Origin of the sequence: Flagellimonas algarum, assembly GCF_040513375.1 — a bacterium.
Classification (GTDB): Bacteria; Bacteroidota; Bacteroidia; order Flavobacteriales; family Flavobacteriaceae; genus Flagellimonas_B; species Flagellimonas_B algarum.
In genome coordinates this window covers 1-24,290 of the sequence record NZ_JBEVTG010000003.1, presented here as the reverse complement: position 1 = coordinate 24,290, position 24,290 = coordinate 1, and the positions used below count along the sequence as shown (strand labels likewise).

22 protein-coding genes are annotated in these 24,290 nt (G+C 46.7%); 13 read left to right on the top strand and 9 right to left on the bottom strand.

Going from position 1 to position 24,290, the window contains the following annotated elements; genetic code table 11:
- Positions 1 to 24: 24 nt before the first annotated feature.
- The 3 genes from ABV409_RS13790 to guaA are packed head-to-tail and all read right to left on the bottom strand — an operon-like array spanning position 25 to position 4,101.
- On the bottom strand, positions 25 to 432 hold the full coding sequence (locus ABV409_RS13790; protein ID WP_353878202.1) for an OsmC family protein: 408 nt from the start codon (positions 430 to 432) through the stop codon (positions 25 to 27).
- The gene (locus ABV409_RS13785; protein ID WP_353878201.1) at positions 404 to 2,569 is read right to left on the bottom strand and encodes an amino acid ABC transporter substrate-binding protein; all 2,166 of its coding nucleotides are present in this window, start codon (positions 2,567 to 2,569) and stop codon (positions 404 to 406) included. Before ABV409_RS13785 ends, ABV409_RS13790 begins: the two co-directional genes overlap by 29 nt.
- Positions 2,569 to 4,101, bottom strand: coding sequence for a glutamine-hydrolyzing GMP synthase (gene guaA / locus ABV409_RS13780; protein WP_353878200.1), 1,533 nt, complete (start codon positions 4,099 to 4,101; stop codon positions 2,569 to 2,571). The genes ABV409_RS13785 and guaA overlap by 1 nt, the downstream gene beginning before the upstream one ends.
- 78 nt (positions 4,102 to 4,179) lie before the next feature.
- On the opposite strand from guaA, the gene ABV409_RS13775 reads away from it, so the two are divergent.
- The 3 genes from ABV409_RS13775 (at position 4,180) to ABV409_RS13765 (ending at position 6,396) form a co-directional block, all read left to right on the top strand.
- On the top strand, positions 4,180 to 4,905 hold the full coding sequence (locus ABV409_RS13775; RefSeq protein WP_353878199.1) for an SIMPL domain-containing protein: 726 nt from the start codon (positions 4,180 to 4,182) through the stop codon (positions 4,903 to 4,905).
- Between the two features lie 49 nt (positions 4,906 to 4,954).
- Positions 4,955 to 5,614, top strand: coding sequence for a beta-phosphoglucomutase (pgmB, locus tag ABV409_RS13770; RefSeq protein ID WP_353878198.1), 660 nt, complete (start codon positions 4,955 to 4,957; stop codon positions 5,612 to 5,614).
- A gap of 245 nt (positions 5,615 to 5,859) precedes the next feature.
- On the top strand, positions 5,860 to 6,396 hold the full coding sequence (locus ABV409_RS13765) for a pyridoxamine 5'-phosphate oxidase family protein (RefSeq protein ID WP_353878197.1): 537 nt from the start codon (positions 5,860 to 5,862) through the stop codon (positions 6,394 to 6,396).
- On the opposite strand, the gene bshC is transcribed toward ABV409_RS13765, so the two are convergent.
- Positions 6,385 to 7,986: a bacillithiol biosynthesis cysteine-adding enzyme BshC gene (bshC, locus tag ABV409_RS13760; RefSeq protein ID WP_353878196.1), complete on the bottom strand. Its 1,602-nt coding sequence runs from the start codon at positions 7,984 to 7,986 to the stop codon at positions 6,385 to 6,387. The genes ABV409_RS13765 and bshC overlap by 12 nt on opposite strands.
- Before the next feature lie 117 nt (positions 7,987 to 8,103).
- Here bshC and ABV409_RS13755 point away from each other — a divergent pair, with 117 nt between their 5' ends.
- From ABV409_RS13755 to ABV409_RS13735, 5 genes are all read left to right on the top strand, one after another.
- A complete protein-coding gene (locus ABV409_RS13755) occupies positions 8,104 to 10,548 on the top strand; it encodes a M14 family metallopeptidase (RefSeq protein WP_353878195.1) in 2,445 nt (814 codons plus the stop codon).
- A 4-nt stretch (positions 10,549 to 10,552) separates the two neighbouring features.
- A complete protein-coding gene (gene gloA2 / locus ABV409_RS13750; RefSeq protein ID WP_353878194.1) occupies positions 10,553 to 10,936 on the top strand; it encodes an SMU1112c/YaeR family gloxylase I-like metalloprotein in 384 nt (127 codons plus the stop codon).
- 91 nt (positions 10,937 to 11,027) lie between these two features.
- Positions 11,028 to 12,134, top strand: coding sequence for a helix-turn-helix domain-containing protein (locus tag ABV409_RS13745; RefSeq protein ID WP_353878193.1), 1,107 nt, complete (start codon positions 11,028 to 11,030; stop codon positions 12,132 to 12,134).
- A gap of 125 nt (positions 12,135 to 12,259) precedes the next feature.
- Entirely contained in the window at positions 12,260 to 13,558 is a 1,299-nt protein-coding gene (locus tag ABV409_RS13740; protein ID WP_353878192.1) for a carboxypeptidase-like regulatory domain-containing protein, read from the top strand.
- A 70-nt stretch (positions 13,559 to 13,628) separates the two neighbouring features.
- Positions 13,629 to 14,264: a M23 family metallopeptidase gene (locus tag ABV409_RS13735; protein ID WP_353878191.1), complete on the top strand. Its 636-nt coding sequence runs from the start codon at positions 13,629 to 13,631 to the stop codon at positions 14,262 to 14,264.
- A 25-nt stretch (positions 14,265 to 14,289) separates the two neighbouring features.
- On the opposite strand, the gene rocD is transcribed toward ABV409_RS13735, so the two are convergent.
- The 3 genes from rocD to ABV409_RS13720 form a co-directional block, all read right to left on the bottom strand.
- On the bottom strand, positions 14,290 to 15,564 hold the full coding sequence (rocD, locus tag ABV409_RS13730; protein WP_353878190.1) for an ornithine--oxo-acid transaminase: 1,275 nt from the start codon (positions 15,562 to 15,564) through the stop codon (positions 14,290 to 14,292).
- 133 nt (positions 15,565 to 15,697) lie between these two features.
- The gene (locus ABV409_RS13725; protein WP_353878189.1) at positions 15,698 to 16,099 is read right to left on the bottom strand and encodes a DUF6768 family protein; all 402 of its coding nucleotides are present in this window, start codon (positions 16,097 to 16,099) and stop codon (positions 15,698 to 15,700) included.
- Between the two features lies 1 nt (position 16,100).
- Positions 16,101 to 16,643 carry an RNA polymerase sigma factor gene (locus ABV409_RS13720; protein ID WP_353878188.1) on the bottom strand — a complete coding sequence of 181 codons (543 nt, stop codon included), beginning with the start codon at positions 16,641 to 16,643 and terminating at the stop codon, positions 16,101 to 16,103.
- Between the two features lie 94 nt (positions 16,644 to 16,737).
- Between ABV409_RS13720 and rlmD the strand changes: the two genes are divergently transcribed.
- The 3 genes from rlmD to ABV409_RS13705 are packed head-to-tail and all read left to right on the top strand — an operon-like array spanning position 16,738 to position 19,407.
- Entirely contained in the window at positions 16,738 to 18,144 is a 1,407-nt protein-coding gene (gene rlmD / locus ABV409_RS13715; RefSeq protein WP_353878187.1) for a 23S rRNA (uracil(1939)-C(5))-methyltransferase RlmD, read from the top strand.
- A gap of 11 nt (positions 18,145 to 18,155) precedes the next feature.
- On the top strand, positions 18,156 to 18,665 hold the full coding sequence (locus tag ABV409_RS13710; protein WP_353878186.1) for a DUF6452 family protein: 510 nt from the start codon (positions 18,156 to 18,158) through the stop codon (positions 18,663 to 18,665).
- Positions 18,646 to 19,407, top strand: a complete 762-nt coding sequence (locus ABV409_RS13705) for a DUF6048 family protein (protein WP_353878185.1) — start codon at positions 18,646 to 18,648, stop codon at positions 19,405 to 19,407. Before ABV409_RS13710 ends, ABV409_RS13705 begins: the two co-directional genes overlap by 20 nt.
- Before the next feature lie 18 nt (positions 19,408 to 19,425).
- On the opposite strand, the gene ABV409_RS13700 is transcribed toward ABV409_RS13705, so the two are convergent.
- Positions 19,426 to 20,592, bottom strand: coding sequence for a THUMP domain-containing class I SAM-dependent RNA methyltransferase (locus ABV409_RS13700; protein ID WP_353878184.1), 1,167 nt, complete (start codon positions 20,590 to 20,592; stop codon positions 19,426 to 19,428).
- 61 nt (positions 20,593 to 20,653) lie between these two features.
- Between ABV409_RS13700 and ABV409_RS13695 the strand changes: the two genes are divergently transcribed.
- Positions 20,654 to 21,325 (top strand): ZIP family metal transporter, encoded by a 672-nt coding sequence (locus ABV409_RS13695; protein WP_353878183.1) that lies wholly within the window; start codon positions 20,654 to 20,656, stop codon positions 21,323 to 21,325.
- Positions 21,326 to 21,421: 96 nt separating this feature from the next.
- Positions 21,422 to 23,632 (top strand): Ig-like domain-containing protein, encoded by a 2,211-nt coding sequence (locus tag ABV409_RS13690; protein WP_353878182.1) that lies wholly within the window; start codon positions 21,422 to 21,424, stop codon positions 23,630 to 23,632.
- Here the strand turns inward: ABV409_RS13690 and trhA are convergent.
- Complete coding sequence (gene trhA, locus ABV409_RS13685; RefSeq protein WP_353878181.1) at positions 23,629 to 24,261, bottom strand: PAQR family membrane homeostasis protein TrhA; 633 nt, start codon at positions 24,259 to 24,261, stop codon at positions 23,629 to 23,631. The genes ABV409_RS13690 and trhA overlap by 4 nt on opposite strands.
- Between the last annotated feature and the right edge of the window lie 29 nt (positions 24,262 to 24,290).

Below are 24,290 nucleotides of genomic sequence, written 5' to 3'. Positions count from 1 at the left end.
CGACGGTAAAAAAAAGGAGTATGATCAGGCTTCGGACCAATTGAAGGAAATTATCTTTTCGATGTCTGGGTGCAGGCTGTAATGGATCGGACAACTATTGGCGACACGTTCAAGTATCGTCCGCTCTTTTAGCCCCACTCCATTGGGCATGGTAAAGGTCACTTCGATTTTGGAAATCCGCCTTGGATCGGATGCCATGTGCTTGGTCACTTCGGCAGTAGCCCCTTCAAGGGCCACCCCGATATCACGGGCCTTGATACCCATTACGGTCAACATACAACTCGCCAAACCCGTGGCCACGGTATCCGTGGGTGAAAAGGCCTCTCCCAACCCGCGATTGTCGACCGGGGCATCGGTAATGAACTCATTACCTGAGCGCAGGTGCACACAGGTCGTGCGCAATTCACCGGTATAGGTTACTTTCGATGTCATTGGTATCCAATTGTTTGATTCGTAGGTCGTCGTATTGCATCAAAAAAGTGGCGTGGTTGTAAAACCCAGAACTCCAATCATCGTGAAAATCAAATCGATTCCCGCTATATTCGGTCTGACCGACCATCTTCGACACCTCGAAGAGATTTTTCTTGTAGGCCAATTTCAAGAGCATATCAAAGGTAAGGTCAAAGCCGCGAACTGCATAGCGATCCGGAGCATGACCGAATTTTGTACTATACGCCTTAACGAATGCATCACTCCCCACCTCACGGTAGGACGAGGGAAACATGAATTCCAGTCGGGACAAATGTGGTCTGGAAATCGAACTACCTTGAAAGGCCGTATTATAATTCGTGGTGAACATTTTTACCACGACCTCACCCGTCTCGGTCTCGGCGTTGGCCGCATTCAAAATCGAACTGATACTCGCGGCCAAGTTGGGTTTGTCGGTCTCCACGAAGACCCAGTTGACTTCTTGTTCGGATAACATCACCAAAAAATCCTCAAGATGCAGCGAACCGTCTTCACTCATTTTTGCCACTCGGGCCATAGGAAATTTGGACAAGATGGAATCTTTGGCCACCTGGTGGTTTTCATCGGCGATGACGATGAGGTTTTCCGTGGTCCTTATCTTGGCGATATGATCGAGCATCCGTTGGCGCAAAATGGCATCCGATGGTTCGGTGTAGAACACATTGCTATGGCTCAACCCACTCTCGGCCGCAAAAGGTGCGATTACCGGAATTTCATAGGTGGCGGCCTGAACGGCCACTTCGCCCAGCAGGTTAGGGTCGACAGGTCCCACAATGGCATCGATCTCATATAGTGGTTGTGCAGCCAATGCTGCCTTTACACGTTCAAGCTTACGTTCGGAATCGATGATCCTTGCATTGATCGACACGCCCATGCGTTTCATGGAATCCAAGGCGACCAAAGCGCCCGAATACAATCCTAGGGCATACTTGATATCGCGTCTAGACTCGACTTGCTTTTTGGTACGCTCCATATTGCCCAAATCGATCCGATCCAAGCGGAAGGGCAATAAAAACAATACCTCGGGTCGATTGACCGTATTGATGCTATCGGCGAGGTTGATCTGGTCTAAAACCAAGGAATTCTTGACCTCCAATTGTTCACCTTTCGCCTTGGGTAATTTCAGGACCATACCGGCCTTTAATCCATTTTCCAATTCCGGGTTCAACGCAAAAAGGGAATCCCTTGAAATCTTGAGGTTCCGCGTTAATCGAAATAGGTTCTGCTTTGGTTTTACTTCATAAAACACGAAGTTGTCGGTATTGACCCGTTGGTTCTCTGGGAGGCGTTTGGGCAAACGCAGCACCATACCTTCCTTCAATCCGCCTAAGTCGACGATCTCAGGATTCAATTTGATGACCGAATCCGTTGGTATGCCGTACAATTGGCCCACCCTGAAAATGCCCATCGACTTGGGAACGGTGAACGATTCGAAAAGGGCGACTTCCTGACCTTCCAAACTGTCGCCTTTCGGTCTGGGCAAACGCAACTCCTGCCCTACGGAAAGTATGGAGGAATTCTTGGGTAACTCCGGGTTTAACAAAAGCAGGCTATCCATACTGATCCCATACTTATGCGCGATACTCCAACGGGTTTCCTTGGGTAGTACCACATAGGTCTCGAAATCGATGTCACGTTCTTCGTCCGCGACGACCTCCGGATATACCGGAATGCGCAATACCATGCCTTTCCGCAACGGTTCGGCATATAATTCGGTATTGTATTTTTTCAGTTGATCTTCGGAAATCCCATACTGCTGTGTCAATCCAAAAAGCGTTTCCCTTTTTTTGACCCGGTGCCGTTCGAAACGAAGCGGTTCGGGATCAGTGGTTTCGGAAGTATCACGGACAATGACCGAAAGTGCCTCATCTGCTCCTTTCTTGATGATCAGCACGGTATTCGGCTGTACCTCCGACGAGTTTTTGATTTCGGGGTTCAATTGCAGTATCGAATAGGGTGTCACCCGGTATTGTTTGGCGATACCGTATAGGGTCTCTCCTTCTTGAACCGTATGTGTAACGGCTTCTTGGGCGAAAACGGATTGAAGGCCGAAGACGAACCATGCGAAGCCGACGAGCAATATGGAGCTGTAAGATTTCATTATTCCCATTCTATTGTTGCGGGTGGTTTCGAGCTGATATCATACACCACGCGATTTACACCTTTGACTTTATTGATGATGTCATTGGAGACTTTCTGCAAGAACGGATAGGGCAAATTCACCCAATCGGCCGTCATTCCGTCCGTACTTTCGACCGCCCTGAGGGCGACACACTTCTCATACGTACGTTCATCTCCCATAACACCTACACTATTTACGGGCAAAAGCATGGCTCCGGCCTGCCAAACCTTATCATAAAGCCCATTTTTTTTCAAACTATCGATAAAAATCGCATCGACTTCCTGTAATATAGACACCTTTTCGGCGGTAATGTCACCTAAAATCCGGATACCGAGTCCAGGGCCGGGAAACGGGTGCCTTCCCAATATGGACGCGTCCATTCCGATACTCCGACCTACCCTTCTGACCTCGTCTTTGAACAAGAGCTGCAAAGGTTCTACGATCTTCAACTTCATATAGTCAGGCAATCCGCCGACATTATGATGGCTTTTTATCACCGCCGACGGCCCGCCACTGGCGGAAACCGACTCGATTCGATCAGGATAAATGGTGCCTTGGGCCAACCATTTCGCATTTTCGACCTTATTGGCCTCATCATCGAAGACCTCGATGAAGACCCTTCCGATGATCTTGCGTTTGGTTTCGGGATCGGACTCGCCTTTGAGGGCATCCAAAAAACGTGCCGAAGCATCTACACCCTTGACATTCAGACCCATACCCTTGTATTGGTCCAACACATTGGTGAATTCGTTTTTTCGCAAAAGCCCGTTATTGACGAAAATACAATGCAGTTGCGGGCCGATGGCACGGTGTAAGAGCATGGCGGCCACGCTTGAATCGACACCTCCTGACAACCCGAGGATGACCTTATCTTCCTTGATTTTTTGGCGCAATTCGTTGACCGTAGTCTCTACGAAGGCATCCGGGGTCCAATCTTGTTGCAAACCGGCAATATCGACCAAAAAGTTTTTGAGCAATTGGGTGCCATCAGTGGTGTGGTATACTTCGGGATGGAATTGGATGCCGTAGGTATCTTCATCCTTCCAACGAAAAGCGGCATTTTCGACATCATCGGTACTTGCCAATAATTGTGCCTGTTCGGGTAATTTCTTGATGGTATCGCTATGGCTCATCCACACTTGCGCACCGCGGGTGATGCCTTTCAAAAAGACGCTTTCGGCATGCACGGTTTCCAAATTTGCCCGACCGTATTCGCGAATGGTCGATGGGGCTACATTACCTCCATGCGCATGGGCCAAGAACTGGGCCCCATAACAAATCCCCAACAGCGGTTTTACCCCCTTGATGCCCGTCAAATCGGGCACCGGGGCGTCTTCGGCCCTGACCGAGTAAGGTGAACCCGATAAAATCACCGCTTGGTAATCATCCAGGTTGCCCGGTATCTTGTTGAATGGTTTTATTTCGGAATAAATGTTCAGCTCCCTGACGCGACGTGCGATCAACTGGGTATATTGGGAACCGAAATCGAGGATCAGTACTTGGTTATGCATGGGCAAAAATAGCAAAATGACCGGGTTGAAAAAGGATCTTTTGGGTATATTTATAACAGCTTATCGAAAAGTTGTACCATGAAGAATTTAACTGCCGTAATTTTTTCCCTGGCCATCATTTTGGCTGCTTTTTTTCTTGGAAACGCCTATGTAAAAAGGGCCAATCCGCCACAAGTGATCTCAGTCACCGGTCTTGGCAACGAAAATTTCACCTCAGACCTTATTGTTTGGGAAGGCCGTTTTTCTGCCTACAGTCCGATCCTGACAACGGCTTTTGAACGTTTGAACCGTGACAAGGAAGTCGTCCGCGATTATTTGGTGTCCAAGGGTATTGCTAGCGAAAACATCATCTTCAATTCGGTACAGACCATTGAACAACGCGATAACAAGTATGAAAACGGCAACTATGTGGGCAGTTTGTTTCGGGGCTACGAACTCTCCCAAACAGTTCAAATAGAATCGACCCAAGTGGCCAGTATCGAAGCGGTTTCACGCGAAATCACCGAGTTGCTGAACAAAGGGGTGCAGCTGAACTCTTCACCGCCACGCTATTACTACACGAAATTGGCGGACTTGAAGATCGAAATGATCTCAAAAGCGACCGAAGATGCCCGAATCCGCGCTGAAAAAATCGCTGAAAATGCAGGCGGTCGTCTCGGCGATTTGATTTCGGCCCGCATGGGGGTGTTTCAAATAACCGGACAAAATTCAGGGGAAGACTACAGCTGGGGCGGTGCCTATAATACTTCATCAAAGAACAAGACCGCTTCGATCACCATGCGGTTGGAATACCACGTCGAATAGTTTCATATCTTGATTTTTACCCGTTTCTTTGGGCTCCAATTGCAATGATATGATCAAAGGGTTCATTTTTGATTTGGACGGTGTCATCACCGACAGCGCCGAACAACACTACCAAGCTTGGAAAAAACTCGCCGAAGAGCAAGGATGGAAATTCGATCGTGAGGTCAACGAGAAGCTTCGCGGTGTCTCTCGATTGGCATCGATCAAGATCATCGCCGAACACAACGGGCTTTCGATGGATGATGCCACCTTGACCAAACTGGCGACCCAAAAAAACGACTATTACGTGGCCGCGCTTGAAGCGGTGAGTCCCGAGGATTATTTGCCGGGGGCGAAGGAATTATTGATCCATTTGAAACGCGAAGGGTTTAGCGTCGCCTTGGGAAGCTCGAGTAAAAACGCCCAAATGGTATTACAACAACTCAAGGCAACGGACTTTTTCGATGCCGTATCCGACGGTAATACGGCTACCAACAGCAAACCCGCGCCGGATATCTTTTTATTGGCAGCCAAGTTGTTGCAGTTGAAACCTGAAGAGTGCGTGGTATTCGAAGATGCGGAAGCCGGGATCGACGCTGCAAAAGCCGGGGCCTTCCATAGCGTAGGTATCGGACCTGAAGAACGGGTGGGTCATGCCGATGTTCGTTTCGACAGTATGAAGGAGGCCACTCTTTTCGAAGTCAAGTCTTTTTTCAAAACCCTTTTTTAATCGGAACGTGCTATAAGGAGCGAAATTCGATTGGAGGTAAGACCCCAAAAAATACAAAAGCCCCAGGAACCACTCCGGGGCTTTTTGGTAAAAATCAAAACCAACCTAAACACATGAATTAACTAATTCATATTTTAAAAGGTAAAAACCTTTTTCATAGCAATTTGATAGTAAAACAACGCTAAGGCATAAAACCCTACCATTTTTTTTAAATATTTTTGTTACAACCCGAAAAAAAATCATAAATGCTTTTAAATGAGGTGTTTATTAGAATAAAAAAAGGAGTCGAAATTGCTAAGGACCCTTTTCGCTTCTTCGTTTTTTCAACTATTGCGGGCGACGGTGCCCCGGCTTCACGAACTGTGGTCTTGCGCCATGTGGATGCCACGGGCAACCTGGTCTTTTTTACGGATCTTAGGTCACAAAAGGTCACTGAATTGGAAGCGAACGCCAAGGCTTCTGCCCTGTTCTATGATCCCGACCAACGCCTGCAAATCCGAATGACCGGACTGGCCAAGGCCTCATCGGATACCGAACAATGCGAGCGGTATTGGCAAACGATGGGAATGAAAAACCCACGGGATTATACCACGGCTTTAGCTCCGGGTACCGAAATCGATTCGGAACTACCCATCGAACAATTGGAGCACCGTCATTATTTCGCCATGGTCGAATTGGTGCCTACGGTAATCGATATCGTTCAATTGGACCGCATACAGCACAAGCGTTGGCGCTTTACGAAACACAGTAAGGAATGGGTAACGACCCGATTAGTGCCGTAAAAGGGTGAATTCGGGGCGAAGGGGATCGAGGTTTTCAAAAAGATCATCGATCAAAGCCGCTCCGTACTGCAAATACACTTCAGAAAAGTTCAACTGGCGTTCCTGCAGGGAACGGTTGGGAAAGAGTTCGTTTTGTAAGGAGGTGATACGGGCCACCTGATCTTTCAACTTTCGTTTTTGGGCTTTTAACAACCGCTTTTCAAGCGCTTCAAGACCTTTCACTTGTTTCCTTTCTTGGGCTTTGACAGCCCCTAAGAAAGAGGCATCCGTTTCCTTGGCCAAGTCGTACAGCCCTTTGAATTGTGTTTGCAACTGTTGCTTCTGCGGGCTGAAATCGATATCGATGTTCGAAATTTGCCTGATTTTCTTGTTGATCAGGCTGTTCGCATCGAGAAAGAGATCTTTGATTTCCAAGCCCATTTTCTCCAGTTTTCCCTGTTGTTTTTCCGATATGATCAAGGCCGAATTCCGCAATAGAAGCATCGGAAAGACCACATCCATGGCCTCAAAATAGTCTTTTAGTTGTAGCCAATATGCCAACTCACCACCCCCGCCGATGTAACACAAATTCGGTAATATCACTTCCTGGTACAGCGGTCTTGCGATGACGTTTGGTGAGAATCGTTCGGGATGCTCGTCCAACTCCCGACGCAACTCTTTTTCAGTAAAACGCAGGCCGGTATTCATTACTTCGAAATGGTTTTCAACGGCAACGATGCGTTCTCGGATCGAATCCTTGAGATAGAAATAATTGATTTCTCGGGGATTGACCTGAATGGAATACCGGTCATCGAGTTGTGTCAATTCCGCATTGGTTGCCCCCACGACCTGATAGGGTAATTGCTCGAAAATATCCTTGGCTGCATGGGGTGCCAATAGCTCTTTCAACACCTTGTCGTCACCATCGACAATGACCAAACCATGGGCCCCGAACAAAGCGTTGGCCAAATATCGGGTAGCTGCTGCCAGGGTTTTATGCTTCAGGTAACTGTCTTCAAACAGCGTAAGCAGCTGCTTGGCATGTGTCGATTGACCGAACTGGGTTTTCATGACTTGCAACACGGCGTCCAATCCTGCGGTATCGAAGCGTCCTACCGCTCCACCTGCTTCCCTATTCCATTGTACTTTGCGTCCTCCGAAATTGAAATAGTTGATCTCATCGAAGTCATGATCTTCGGTGGCCATCCAATAAATCGGGACGAAATCATTTTTGGGATACTGCTTTTTAAGGGCTTGTGTCAAGCGTATGGTCGAGATGATCTTGTAAAGGAAATACAACGGACCGGTAAACAAATTCAATTGATGACCGGTGACTATGGTAAAGGTGGTATCCTTTTCCAAACTCGCAATATGCTGCTTGGTCCGTTTTGATGCGACGGTATGGGCATATTGGGCTTCCAAGGCCGATTTCAATACCGTCCGGTTCGCTTTGGGGAATGATTTCGACTTGGCCGCTATTTGGTCTTTGAAGGCATCCAATGTAGGAAAATGCCCATAAAAAGGCCCTAAAGCTTCCGCTTCGTCCAAATAATCGCAAATAAGTGAGGAGAAATATCCGGTATCGCGAAAGGCAATGTAATCTGCTTGCATCAACTCTTAAATAGGTGCCTAAAGATAAGTCTCTTCCTTTTGACCATTCCTAAAAATTCGTTAATTGCATACCCACGAATTTTCTTTAGATTTGGATTCTTACACAATCCACCACCTATGAAGCGATTTTTACCGTTCGTCCTATCCTTATTTACCCTCGTATTGACCGCCCAAGACCTGAAATCCCCATCGGACTTTCTGGGCTATGAATTGGGCACCCTGTTTTCAAGACACCACCAAGTGGTCGATTATTATGAATACTTGGCAGCACAGGCCTCGGATCGGGTTCAGCTGGTAGAATACGGGCGCACCAATGAAGGGCGTCGCCTCCTACTCGCCTATGTTTCGACCGCAAGCAATCTCTCCAATCTAGAAGCGATTCGCGAGGCGCATTTAAAATCGACCGAATCCGAAGGCAATTCGGATAAAGCGATCGTATGGTTGAGCTACAACGTTCATGGAAATGAAAGTGTAAGCTCGGAAGCATCAATGCAGACCATTTATGAGCTGCTCACCGAAAAGAGCGCTTATTTGGAGCATACCGTGGTGATCATGGATCCCTGTATCAATCCTGACGGAAGGGACCGCTATGTCAATTGGTATAACCAGAAGCAGAATATGCCATACCAAATCGATCCGAACAGCATTGAGCACCATGAAGGGTGGCTGAGCGGTCGAAGTAACCATTATATGTTCGATTTAAATAGGGATTGGGCGTGGTTGACGCAGATCGAAAGCCAACAACGCATCAAACATTTTAACAACTGGTTGCCCCATATCCATGTCGATTTTCATGAGCAAGGTGTCAACAACCCCTATTATTTTGCCCCAGCGGCCGAACCTTATCACGAAGTGATCACCGATTTCCAGCGCGATTTTCAGGTGACGATAGGAAAAAACCATGCACGGTATTTCGACGCCAAGGGATGGTTTTACTTTACCAAAGAGTTCTTTGATCTCTTTTATCCCAGTTATGGGGATACCTACCCGATGTACAATGGCTCCATTGGGATGACCTATGAGCAAGGCGGTAGTGGACGCGCGGGACTAGGGATATTGACCCAAATCGGGGACACCCTGACCTTAAAGGATCGCATTGCCCATCACCATACCACCGGACTTTCTACCGTTGAAGTGGCTTCACAGAATGTGGCCACCTTGAATTCGGAATTCAAAAAATTCTATAGCGATCGATCTTTTAAATACAAGAGCTATGTATTGAAAGGGAATGCCGATAAGATCAAGATGTTGGAGGCTTTATTGGCCAAGCACGAAATCGAGTTCGATCGCGCGGCCAATGGCACCGCAAAAGGGTTCAATTATGCTACCGGAAGTAACGGTACCATGCGAACCGATGCCAACGATTTGATCATTTCAACCGACCAAAAGAAAGGGACTCTGGTGAAGGTCCTTTTTGAACCGAATGCCAAGTTGCAAGACTCGCTCACTTATGATATTACGGCCTGGTCGTTACCCTATGCCTATGGCTTACAAGCCATTGCCTCGACCACACAGCTGCCCACGGTTGCATCTAACGGGTCGCAAGGGTCATTTGGGGTACAGCCGGCCTTTGCCCATGTCGGTGATTGGAATAGCATGGACGATGCCCGATTTTTAGCTGCCCTATTGAAGGAAGGAATTCGTGTGAGAACGGCACATGCCCCCTTCAGCCTCGAAGGGAAACAATACCAGCGCGGCAGTTTGATCATTACGAAATCGGATAATATGGGGGCCAAATCCTATTTAACCTCCTTAAACCGTATTGCCAAAGAACATCAAAAGGAATTGCACGCCGTTACTACGGGATTTGTAGATAGTGGCAAGGACTTCGGTTCTCCTTTTGTACAAATGATCGATAAGCCGAAAGTCGCCATCCTATCAGGAGGGCCTACATCAACCTTACGTTTTGGGGAGGTTTGGCACTTTTTCGAACAGCAATTGGGCTTTCCCGTAACCGTAATCGATGCCGAGTATTTTGAACGGGTCGATCTTTCTTCATATGACGCCTTGATCCTTCCTGGAGGTCGGTATGGTGGGTATTTCGATGCGGATGCGCTTGGTGAACTCAAGGAATGGGTCTCCAATGGCGGAAACCTCATCGCTATGGGCGGTGCCATACGTGGAATCGACGGTGACGATGGTTTTGGCATCCAAACCAAATCGTCGGAAGCCCAAAGTGAGGATAATACTCCGATGGCGTTCAGCAAAACCCGTCGCGAACGAATGAAGAATGCGATTACCGGGGCGATTTTCAAGACCAAGGTCGACAATACGCATCCGTTGGCCTATGGGTATGGCAATAGCTATTTCACCCTAAAGCTCGGTAGCGACTCCTATTCCTATCTTTCGCAAGGCAATGTGGCTTATTTGGAAGAGGGAACCACACCCGTTTCCGGTTTTGCAGGCAGCAATGCCCAGAAAAAAATCGAGAAGACCGTGGTCTACGCAGTAGAGTCGTATGGTGGTGGGCAAGTGGTCTACATGGTCGACAACCCCTTGTTCCGGGGTTTTTGGGAGAATGGCAAGCTGTTCTTCGCGAATGCATTGTTCATGCTCAATTGACAAGATGATTCGTGGGGTACATCATATTGCCATCATTTGTTCCGATTACCAGGTTTCAAAAAAGTTCTATACCGAAATCCTAGGGTTCGACATCATTGAGGAAACTTTCCGTGCCGAACGAAATTCGTATAAACTGGATCTATCGGTCAACGGCACATATGCCATCGAATTGTTTTCGTTTCCCCATCCACCGAAAAGGACTTCAAGACCTGAGGCTTGCGGGCTTCGGCACCTCGCCTTTCAAGTTGATGATCTTGAGGCGGAGGTAGAAAGGTTACGTGCCCTGGGGGTGTCTTGTGAACCGATCCGTACCGATGAAATCACGGAAAAGCGGTTTACGTTTTTCGCCGATCCCGACGATTTACCCCTTGAATTATATGAAAGCTAAGCCCTTAAAAACAAGACCAAAGGTAAATCCCTACACTAAGAGACAATCGGTGCCTAGGTGCTATTATCTTTGACAGTATAAAGCACCGGATATGGCTTGGCATATCATCGTATTTTTATTTTTCGCGTTTGCCGGCATTGGTTTGGGGGTATTGTTCTTTTTCAAAAAGAAGGGGCAGCGCTTCGCGAATAGGCTTTTAGGGGTGTATACTTTGCTGTTTGCCTATGAACTACTCTACAAATGTCTGTACTGGTCGGGGTATTTGACCACCCATGAGTTCGTCCATTTCACGTTTAGCGATTTTCCCATTTGGATTACTTATGGGCCATTGGTATTTTGGTATGTACGCCACATCCATGGACATGGTCGATTTCGCAAAACCGATGGATTCTTTCTCATACCTATCGTGGCCATTGTGGTGCTCAACCTTCCGTTCTACACCTTGGGTACTATGGAAAAGCTTGATGTGCTGCAACAAGGAACCTTTGCCGAACACACCTGGATCCCGAAAGGAAGTATTTGGGTCGTCCAATTTTTGATGTTTTTCTATGCCGTCTTGACTTTTGTGCGATTCGGACCGTCACGTGTTTCCGGGTTTCGTGAAAACAACTGGCTCAAATGGTTTCTAGGCTCGTATTTGGGATTTGTCTTGGCGTTTTCAAGCTATATCGTTTTCACACGATTCGGGTGGATGGACCCAGGCTACGATTACTTAGTCGATACCGTCATCGTCCTTTTTATAGGCGCTTTGGCCTTTTTCGGTTTTATACAACCTGAAGTATTCGAGGGTAAGCCCCTCAAAGAGATCGTCCCTTTTGTCAAATACAGGAAAGCAGGACTTTCACAAGCCGTTTCACTGGAAAAGAAAAAGAAACTGGAAACCTTGATGGACGAACGGCAACTTTTTCTACAAAGTACGCTTCGATTGAACGATGTAGCCGACCTCTTAAAGCTTTCCAGAAACCATACCTCGCAGGTCATCAACCAACATTTCAACCTTTCCTTTTTCGATTATGTAAACCGACATCGCATCAATGCCGCCAAGGTCCTCTTGGTCGCTATGCGCGACAATGACAGCAACATTACGCAAATTGCCTATGACGTTGGGTTCAACAATCGTGCTTCCTTCTATAAAGCCTTCAAAAAGTTCGAAAATCAAAATCCTTCCGAATACCTCAAACAGCGCAAAGCATCTTGACAAAGAAGTGTTAAATCTTGTAATGCGTTACAAAAGTTGGCAACCAATACTCCAATATGGATTATTTTAGTGGAAACCCTGTGATCTTGAAAGGGTTAACGAAAAAATCGAACCAAATGCGCGCTATGAAACCAGTATTGATGATGCGAAAGGACGGATTTCTTTTAGTTTTATTGGCCTTCTTGGTGGCACCGGTCTTCGGAATTCAAGTAGAGGATCAGGAATTCACGTCTTACAAAGGGAAAGTGACCGAGGCCCAAAGTGGCAAACCCCTTGTATTTGCTACAATTACCATTGAAGGAACCAACATCAGTACCATATCGAATACCGAAGGTGAATTTCTGTTGAAAGTACCTGTTTCGATTACCGAAGGCCAAGTTACTTTTTCATTTTTAGGACATTCAAGCAAAACCTTGGCCCTGCGTTCTTTAAAAAAAGACAAGAACAAGATCGAACTTTCAATAGCCGTGACGCAATTGGATGAATTCGATATCAAAGCCCCCAAGAATGCAGGTTCGTTGGTTCGCGAGGTGCTCAACAGACGGGGTGAGAACTATTTCAAAGACCCTACCCTAATGACGGCGTTTTACCGAGAGACGATCAAAAGACGTCGCCGAAACGTATCCTTATCGGAAGCTGTGGTCAACATCTATAAAACCCCGTATGCCTCATCAAAACGCGATGTGGTACAATTGTTCAAGGCTAGGAAAAGCACCGACTACAGCAAGTTGGACACCGTTGCATTAAAATTGCAGGGCGGGCCCTTCAATGCCCTATATGTCGATATCATGAAATACCCCGAGTACATTTTCGCCGGTGGTACCATCGACGAATATGTATTTAGTTTTGACCGCAGCACCTTTATCAATGACCGCTTGATCTACATCATTGATTTCAAACAACATGAAAGTATCATCGAACCCTTGTACTATGGAAAATTGTATATCGATGTCGAACAGAAATCGCTGCGCAGTGCCGTGTATAAACTGAATATCACGAATCGAAACCTGGCTGCACGCTTGTTTGTCCGTAAAAAACCCTCGAATGTCGATGTCTGGCCAACCGAGGTGGCGTATCGGGTCGATTATCGCAATAAAGACGATAGATGGTACTATGGTTACAGCAATGTATTGCTCGAATTCAAGGTCGATTGGAAAGACAAATTATTCAACTCGGTCTATAGCATGTCCGCTGAAATGGCCGTTACCGATTGGAAGAAAAATATCAAGGGTGACTATCCGAAATCAAAGGAACGGATTCGGAAATCGATCATTCTAAGTGATGAGGCTGTCGGGTTTTCGGACCCTGATTTTTGGGGCGAATACAACATCATCGAACCGGAAAAGTCCATCGAATCGGCCATCCGGAAAATCCAAAGGCAGCTCCGCCGCAAAAAAGGTGGTTCAGGAAGGACGTCGCCCTAATACTTTTCTTGTTTTCCCTATACAAAGAGACGCCTTTTGCAGGGTCTGGCGTTAGCTTTGGACAAAAACGATGAAGTCAAAAATTTTCATGCTCACCATCATGGTCGTCCTATCATCTTGTTGGCAAGATGATGAAGGCTGGAAGCAAGAATTGAACGGAACCGGGGATATCGGGTTGAATCCGAACATTCAAAATTGTGCCGATGCCGAGTATCCAGATTGGCAAAGTTCGGCCTATTACCTTCCCTATCCTATCGGTGAATCGTATGTAATCGGTCTGGGCCATTGCGATGGATCTTACCATAGCGCGGGCCTCCCCGATATGTTCGCGATCGATGTCAATATGCCCATCGGGCAACGGATCGTGGCTTCGCGCAGCGGTGTGGTCATCGCTATTGAAGAACGTGGGATCGACGGGGGTTTTCCGAACAACTTCGTGTTGTTGCAACATCAAGACGATACCTACGCCTGGTACATGCACTTGACCAACAATGGGGCGGTGGTCAATGTCGGGGAAACGGTACCCCGGGGTGGCTTGATCGGGTACAGCGGCAATACGGGCCTTGCAGGATATCCCCACCTACACGTGGTATTTACCTATGGAGCGAATTGGCCTTACACCTCTTTTCCGGTGACCTTCAAAAATACCATTCCGAACGAACGAAGCTTACAATCTGGGGTAATGTATCCTGCTTTACCCAAATAAAAAATCCCCTTTCGGGGATTTTTCATTATTTGAATTCCAAAATGGTCTTCCTGATGATCGCCACACATTCGTGCAATTCTTCTTCGGTCATGACCAAAGGCGGCGCGAATCGGATGATGTTCCCATGGGTGGGTTTGGCCAACAATCCATTTTCCTTCAAGGCCATACAGATATCCCAAGCGGTTGAACTTTCTTCAGTATCGTTGATAACGATTGCATTGAGCAACCCCTTTCCCCTAACCAGGCGGACCAATTCGGTTTCTTGGATCAGTTTCTCCATTTCAGCGCGGAAAAGCCTACCCAGTCGATCGGCGTTTTCAGCCAAACGCTCATCCCGGACCACTTCGAGGGCAGCGATCGCCACGGCACAGGCCAAAGGGTTGCCCCCAAAGGTGGAACCGTGGTTGCCAGGCTTGATGACCTCCATAATCGAATCGTTTGCCAAAACAGCTGAAACCGGGAAAACACCTCCAGAGATCGCCTTGCCTAAAATCAGTATATCGGGTTTGACCATCGGGGTATCCGAACAGTTCTTATCCGAACAGCTGCAGTTTCCGCAACTGGCCAGTAAACGACCGGTCCTTGCGATACCGGTCTGTACTTCGTCGGCGATGAACAATACGTTTTTAGCTTTGCACAAGGCATGTGCCTCACTGATATAATTCTCGCCAGGTACGTAAACCCCAGCTTCCCCTTGAATAGGCTCTACCAAAAATGCGGCGACATTGTCCTCTTCCAATGCCGCTTTCAAGGCATCAATATCATCGTAAGGTATCGAAACGATACCTGGGGTAAACGGGCCGAAATTTTCGGTAGCCACAGGGTCGTTCGACGCTGAAATAATCGAAATAGTCCGTCCATGGAAATTGTTGTGACAAACAATGATCTTGGCTTGGTTCGCTGGAATACCTTTCTTCTCATAGCCCCATTTACGGGCCAGTTTCAATGCGGTCTCAACGGCTTCTGCCCCGGTGTTCATGGGCAATAATTTGTCAAATCCGAAAAAGGAGGTGGCAAATTGTTCATAGCGCCCCAATAGGTCATTGTAGAACGCCCTTGAGGTCAAGGTCAATCGCTCGGCCTGGTCTTTCAAAGCGTTGATGATCTTCGGGTGGCAATGCCCCTGATTGACCGCTGAATAAGCGGATAGGAAATCAAAGTACTTCTTGCCTTCGACATCCCAAACGTAAACACCTCCCCCCCTGCTCAATACAACGGGTAAAGGATGATAATTGTGTGCCCCATACTGATCTTCCAATGCAATGGCTTCTTGCGAAGTCAGTGTATCAACTGCTGCCATAATTAAAAAATTTAGAATACGACTTAAGTTATTCCTTCTGCACCTTTATCCTTTCGACGGGCATCGAAAATTCAGCGTAGGAGAGAAATCATCCTTGTAGAGACACAAAGTTAAAAATATTTCGATTATGACGCTAGTCGGTCTCTTTCTCAGCCATTTTATGGGCCAAGACCGAAACTTGCAGTTCGACGCGTTTCAATTCACGCAACACATCGTTTTTATCCATTTGCATCCAGACGTACAACTTCATCATCGACATGAATACAAGACAGCAAAACCCTGCAGACGACCAGGTCAACATCGCCTTCAATGATTCGGTGTCGAAAAATCGAATGATACAATACACCAAGACCCCGGTCAAGACCAAGTGCATGATGTTCATGATGATGGCCAACCAGCCCATTTTGCTTTTGTATACCTCGGATATCTTTCCGAAGAGGTTTTTCTCTTCCAATTCCTCATAGAACGCGGCTTCCTCCTTAGAAAGGGTTTCTTTGATCAATGCGTCCAACTGTTCGGTTTCTTTTGTTTTCATACTATTCATTTTTTAAAACTTCCTTTAATTTTTCCCTTGCACGGAACAAGCGCGTCTTTACAGTACTTGCGGATACCTTGGTAATACGGCTGATTTCCTTGATGGAATACGATTCCAGGTAAAATAACTTGAGCACCATGCGCTGATCGAAAGGCAAGTTTTGCATCGCGCGTTGCATTCTTGCTATCCGTCGTTCCTTAATGTCGCCCCGGTTTTCGTCATCCGCCGAAATGGGCAGTGACTCCACGGTACGGTGCTGCCATTTTTTCCGCTTGGCTACGGCATCCAACGATTTACGTGTGGTGATGGTCATGGCCCAACTTCCGAAACTGTTGCTGTCACGAAGCATGTGGATTTTGGCCAAAACCGTGCTCCAGGTGTCTTGGGTAATGTCTTTGGCCAAAGCCCAGTCACGCACATATCCGTACGCATGGAGGCAGAGCTTTTTGTTCCAACGGCGTACCAATAACTCGAAGGATTTTTTATCCCCCGCTTGGTATGAAATCACCAACAAGGCATCTACTATTTTACTTGGTTTCACCATGTGTGCTCCTAATAGACGGTCATGTCCGCGAAAGGTTCCCAAATCGATCGAAAATCTTCCCAATTTACAGGCTGCAAAGCATTATTTTTGCCAAATGCGAAAAAATCGTCGTCAAGTATTCGAACAAATCGAAGTCATCGATGCCGGAGCCAAAGGCAAAGCAGTTGCCAAAGCCCCCGATGGCAGGGTGGTCTTTTTGAACAATGCCGTACCGGGCGATGTGGTCGATATCAGGACACATAAAAAAAGAAAGGGCTATTACGAAGGCATGGCGACCCGTTTTCATCGCTATTCCGATAAGCGCACCGAAGCGGTTTGTGAACACTTCGGCGTATGCGGCGGATGCAAATGGCAACATATGGCCTACGAGCACCAATTGTATTACAAACAAAGGGAGGTATATAACAACCTAAGACGCATCGGAGGGTTGGAACTACCGGATGCCCTACCCATTCTGGGGGCAGACCAAGTCTACTTTTATCGGAACAAAATGGAATTTTCCTTTTCGGATTCACGTTGGCTTTCGGAAGATGAAATCAACTCCGATCTTACCATCACCGATCGAAATGCCCTTGGTTTTCATATTCCGGGGATGTGGGACAAAATCTTGGATATCAAAAAATGCCACCTTCAAGCAGACCCTTCGAATGCCATCCGCCTTGCCATCAAAACCTTTGCCACAGATCAAGGATTCCGGTTTTTCAATCCAAAAAAACAGACCGGCTTATTGCGTAACGTCATGCTGCGAACCACCTCGACCGGGGAGTTGATGGTCGTCGTACAGTTTTTTGAGGACGACCCGGAAGCCAGGAGTGCGCTACTCGATCATTTAAAGGAAAAGTTCCCTGAGATCACCTCCTTGCAATACGTCGTCAATGCCAAGGCGAACGATACCATTTACGACCAAGAAGTTATCTGCTATCACGGGAAGCCTTTCATAACGGAAGAAATGGAAGGGCTTCGCTTTAAGATCAATGCCAAGTCGTTTTATCAGACCAATTCGGCGCAAGCCTATGCATTGTATAAAATCGCTCGCGATTTTGCGGGTTTGACCGGTCAAGAACTGGTTTACGACCTCTATACCGGAACAGGTACCATAGCCCAGTTCATCGCCAAATCAGCGAAAAAGGTAATCGGGATCGAAGCCGTGCCCGAGGCGATCGCCGATGCCAAGGCCAACGCCTTGGAAAACGAAATCGGGAATGTGGATTTTTATGTCGGGGATATGAAAACGGTGTTCGATGCCGCGTTCATCGAGACCCATGGGCGGCCCGACGTCATCGTCACCGATCCCCCCAGGGATGGAATGCACAAAAAAGTTGTTGAACAATTGTTAAACGTGGCCCCGGAAAAAATTGTTTACGTAAGTTGCAACAGTGCTACACAAGCCCGTGATCTCGCGCTTATGGACCATGCGTACCAAGTTGTCAAAACGCAAGCGGTCGATATGTTTCCGCAGACCCATCACGTAGAAAATGTAGTACTTTTACAAAAGCGATAGGAGATAAACGAATGAGGCGAATCGTTCCGGTTTTTTTGATCATAGTGGTACTTTGCTACTTTTCCTCTTGTGAAAAGGATGACATTTGTGTCGAAGGGGATACTCCCTTATTGATCATTGGGTTTTTCGACGTCAATGATACCACATTGGCCAAAACCGTACCCAGTTTGCGCATCGTTGAAACTTCCGAAAATATCGTTGTCAATACCTTTACTGACCGAAGCAGCTCGCTTGACAGTATTTCCATTCCCTTGCGTATTACTGCCGACGCCACTGAATTCATGTTCATCACCGATTCGGCCGATGATGATGAAAACAATGAAACCGGCACCATTGATACCCTGACCTTTGATTATACGGTCAACGAAAATTTTATTTCCCGTGCCTGTGGGTTCGTCGCCAATTTTAATGGGCTCGATACCACGCGCACCGTCTATAGCACCGATTGGATCAAAGGGATCAGCATACAAGAAACCGATATTGAAATCTCAAATGCCATTCATGTCAAGATTTTCCATTAGTTGTTTCTTCATATTGCTCACCTTTGTACTTCAGGCCCAAGAGCGTACCCCTACCGAACAAGTCAATGACTCGACTGATAGCCGTGAAGCCTATGGAATTCGGATCGGGGTGGATTTAAGCAGACCGGCGCTTTCCTTTTTCATTGAAGATTATACCGGTTTTGAAATCGTAGGGGATTACCGGTTGACGGAAAACCTGTATTTGGCTGCTGAATTGGGTACCGAAGAACGCACCCAAGATGAGAATGTGGCCAACTCGGTTTTATATGAATATGAAACCTCTGGGAGTTATCTCAAGGCTGGGGTCGATATCAACACCTACCAGAATTGGTTCGGCATGCGCAACCAAATCAGTTTTGGTGGGCGCTACGCCTTCAGTAGTTTTAGCCAAACCCTGAATAACTTCCGGTTTTTTGACAGTAATCGACTTTTCAGTCCTGACGATTTTGTCTTGGGCAGTGATACCCCGGTCGAATTCTCTAGTCTCAATGCCAGTTGGCTGGAATTCGTTTTAGGCATCAAGGCCGAGGTGATGCACAACATCTATATCGGGATGAGCGCGCGTTTGGGCTTTTTGATCACGAACAAGGAACCCGACAATTTCAGGAATTTATGGATACCCGGCTTTAACAGGGTTACCGACGGCAGTAATTTCGGGGTGGGATTCAATTATTCGATTTCCTATTTCCTCCCACTTTACAAGAAAAAGAAGCAACCCAAAGAAAAGGCACAAAACCAGTAAAACCTGGCTTAGGAAGCGCTAAGCGTCTTGAACTTTCCGCGCCGTTTTTTTACTTCCTTCATACATCTCATAGTGCACCAAGCGCGATTCTAGTTTGGCATTGAAAACCTTGATCTTCCGTGAAGGTTTGAGTCCCACATGCTTCAGCGCCTCCAAATTCGAGCTGATCATCCAGGCATTGGTTCCCGGGTAGCCGTGTTTTAAAGTGGTACCGATTTTCGAATAGAACACTTCGGGATCAATGTTCAACCGTTCGCCATAGGGCGGATTGAATACCATATGCAACGGCCCTTCAGTGGTTTTTTCGGTTCTGAAAAAATCCTTTCGTTCGATGGTTATATAGCCATCCAAATTTGCCGTTTCGCAATTCTCACCTGCCTTCCGAACCGCAGAGGGGGCCTTGTCGTAACCGATGATCTTGTGATGGAACTCGCGTACCTTGTTTAAGGAAGCTTCCTTGATCTTTTCGAACAAGCCCTCATCGAAGTCTTTCCAATTTTGAAAAGCGTAGGCGGTACGATTGATATTGGCCGGAATGTTGCAAGCGATCATGGCGGCTTCGATGAGTAAGGTCCCGCTGCCACACATCGGGTCCATAAAATCAGTTCGCCCGTCCCATCCACTGTGTAACAGCAGGCCGGCCGCCAACACCTCATTGATGGGTGCGATATTGGTAGCCCAGCGATACCCCCTTTGGTTCAATGAACTCCCCGAGCTATCCAACGACACCGTGCATTCGTTCTGTTGTAGGTGGATGTTGATACGTACCGCGGCATTGGCCGAATCCACATTTGGACGTTTCTTTTGCGCTGCCCGGAACTTATCGACCACAGCATCCTTGGCTTTTAAGGATACGAACATCGAATTTTTGAATGCCGTCGAATTCATGGTCGTATCAAAGGCGAACGTCATCGATTCATCGAAAAGCAAGGTCCAGGGCAGTTCATAAATCTGTTGGTATAACTGCCGGTCGTTGAAGACCTTGAATTTGGCAATGGGTCGATATACTTTTAAGGCAGTGCGTAAGCAGAGGTTGGCTTTGTATAAAAATCCCAAGTCACCGTCAAAACTGACATTTCGAACGCCTTCGGTGACGTTTCCTGCCCCTAAATTTCGCAATTCACGCGCCAAAAGGGGTTCGAATCCATAGAGGGTCTTTGCCAACATCCGAAAGTTTCCTGCCATCAAAAAAGTCTTAGATTCCCCAAAAATAGGGTAATTTTACCCGGCAATCCATTACCGATACATGATTTACTTATTGCCGTTCCTCGTCGTGGTCATCAGCTATCTGATGGTTCGTTGGCTGCGCCCCAAAGGACAGGGAAACACCAAATTGTTATTGGCCTTCAGTGGGTCCTTTCTATTGGCTTTGACTTTTTTCGAACTCCTGCCCGAGGTCTATGTAGACGCACAACCCAAGTTGGCGGCCCTGTTCATTCTGATCGGGGTGCTTTTGCAGGTCTTTTTGGAATCTTTTTCGATGGGTGCCGAGCACGGGCATGTGCATCATAGCATAAATGGGGGTGATTTTCCAAAGGTGCTCTTTTTCAGTATTTGTCTCCATGCCCTGGTCGAGGGCATTCCCATTGCCGAGGGCAACGGCATGCTTTATGCGATTTTGGTGCATAAATTACCCATTGCGATCATTCTTTCGACTTTTCTGATCCGTTCGGATTTAAAGAAAGCCTATGTTTTCTTGTTCATGGTGGTGTTCGCCCTGATGACGCCATTGGGAAGTTATTTAGCGAACGAACTGACCGTTTTCGAAACTTACAAACCCTATTTATCAGCTTTGGCGGTAGGGGTGTTTTTGCATGTATCCACCGTCATTCTGTTCGAAAGTTCACAAGGGCACGGTTTTAACCTTCGAAAATTGATCGTAATCGTATTAGGTATCGGATTGGCCTTTTTTATGTAACCTATTGGCCCCTAACGATAATCGAAATTTCGTGCTACGTATCCACAAATTTTAAGCGAGCATTCCATTTTCTGTATTTTTAATAAAAATCTTCCTATGGATAAATGGTCTTTGCTATTGTGCATGCTGGTGCTATGTTATGGATGTTCTTCGGATTCGAATGATGATGGTTCCGATGCCATAGATACGACACCACCAACGGTCTCGATCTCCATTCCCGGTTTTCCTGAATTGAACAGTACTATTGCCATCGTTGTCGGGAATCAGATCCAAATCAACGTAGCAGCGGAAGACGCCAGTGGAATCGAAAAAGTGGAGGGCTTCATCAACGACACTAAAGTTGCCGAGGACCTCAGTGCACCCTTTACCCTGATCATCGACTTGAGCGATTTAGAGTCAAAGATTAACGGTAATTTCAAAGACTACACCTTGCGTATCGATGCGACCGATAGTGTCGGAAATACGGTTTCGGCCACACAAAAGATCAACGTTGACAATGAAATACCGTCTATCGGAGCAGTCAGTCTCGAAGAAGGTACGGTTTTGGGCGGGGATACCAACCCCATTACTTTTAGCATCGATGAAAACCAAGGCTTGCAGGAAATCGCCCTTTTCGTCGATAACCAAGCGGTAGGCACCGTTGCATCCGATGTAACGGAGTTCAACCTAATGACCGCTGACTTGGCCGATGGACCACACATTTTTAAAATCACCGCAACCGACCTGGCCGAGAACATAGCGATTTATGAAGTAGGGTTCGTTGCCGACAATACCGGGCCCGAAATCGATTTGGAAGGACTGATCAACGACCAAATCATTGATGGAAACGTTTTGATCGCTCCCAAAATCCAAGACACCTACTCGGATTTGTTCTCCCTTTCGATCAGTTTTAGGGAACAAGCCCTTTTCGCAGTAGAAAACCCGGATAACGAAACCTATGAATTCAAACCGGCCCAATTCGATACCGGTGCAGGTAGGTTTGAGATCGTTGCCCGTGATGCGCTGTTGAATACCACCAGCCTTGAAATTCCGGTTACTATCTTAAGACGCTTGTTACAAATCAATGTACCCGGTTTGTTCTTTGATAACGATGAGGAAGCCTTAGTGTTTATTTCGACTAAATCCGGTTTATTGCTCGATGAAGCCGTTATCGATCAAAGTGAACAACAGCTTGTCTTGCGCACAGGGTTGGAACCGAACGATTTGGGAAAATTGATGTTGACCTTCGCAGTGAACAGACCAAATGGCAATCGTGATTTTGCAAGGTTCAAAACCATTTCGGACATTGATGTTACTACCCTTTCTGAAATAAATCTGGACTTTCGCCCGGTGCCTACAGGAAATCCACAGTTGGCCTATAGGGCCTCCGGTTTTTCGGATACCGACTTTGATCGATTGCGAAGTAACGGTGCACGCTATTTCGGGTTTTTGAATTTTCAGGATGTCGAGGAGTTTTATTTGACCGAATTAGGATGCTTTTCTTGCCCGTCCTATACTCCGGATAGATATTATGTAAGCCTACGTGAGACGGACACCGAGGCCTATGAATTCGCATGGATCGATGCCTCACCGGTTCCGGCTGATTTTACACTTGATAGAAACACATTTTCCGAAAACGGCATTGAAAAACGCTATGTTCAAGCCCTAAACTTGCCTGATGGCGTATACAGTATCGCTATGGAAGTATCAGGTTTTTTGTCTAACCAAGAATTTAATGGATTCTTTTACCATCTCATAGATAATCGAAGTTATCGGCCTTGGGAAATCGAAGCAGGGGTTGGAATGGCCTATAGTTTGAATACAGAATTCCAATACTTCAGGACGCAAATAGAAATGCCAAATTATAAACTGAACGCCTATGGCGCTCCCATTGAAAGCTTCGAACCCTTGAATTGGAGTGTAGATTGGACGGAAAATGATCGCGAAATCCAGTTGACCAAATCCAGCCAAGGGGATATTTTGGCAGAAATCGAATTGGGTCAAGGAAACCTAGACGAAAACTACGTTCCTTATATATGGAATACGATCATCAATAGTCAAGAGAACGATTCTTTTAAAGTACCGGAACTTCCCGAGGCAATAAAAGCGTGGGATTTCCATGAAGATTTTTTGAACAAACCGTTTTATGTCAACCAAGTCGATATCAAACGTTATGATGGAATCCCTGATTACGAGTCTTTTTTACAAAATGTTATCCGAACGACGGTACCGCCCCATTTGTCAAGTTCGAAAATAGAAAGTGTTTACAAAAGAAATCCGGCAACTTCAACTGAAGCCATACCCATTTATGCCTGGTTGTTCAATTAAGCCGAAATGCTAATCAGCACCATCATATACCAATGTGCACAGGCGCCTCCCAAGACGAACAAGTGCCAGATAAAATGATTGTACGGTATCTTCTTGATGGCATAAAATGCAATGCCCACGGTGTAGAAAAAACCACCTAGCCCCAAGTAAAAAAGTTCAGGTTCGCCCATAACGGTACTTAGATAGGGCAAATCAATGACTACCAACCAACCCATGAGACCGTATAAGACCAATGAAAAGACTTCGAAACGCCCAATAAAAAAGAGTTTCAACAGTGTTCCGAAAAGCGCGATGCCCCAAACGGCATATAGCAGCAGGGTCCCTTTTGATCCTTGGAGTACGAATAGGCAAACCGGGGTATAGGTGCCGGCGATCAAATAATAAATACTGATGTGATCGAAAATCCGCAACTTCCTCTTTAAGACCGGATCGCTATAGGCATGGTACAGGGTCGAAGCGGTAAACAGAATGATGATGGTCAGCCCGTACACCAAAAGGGGTACCGTCCAGGCGGTATTTGATGTGGACGCAATCAAAATGTAGGTACCGATCAGGGCAAGAGGGATACCCAAGCCATGGGAGTAGGTATTGAGCCGTTCTTCCAAAGCGGCATTGGTCGTTATTTTCATTGATTGGGAGGTCTCATTACGAAGCTAAC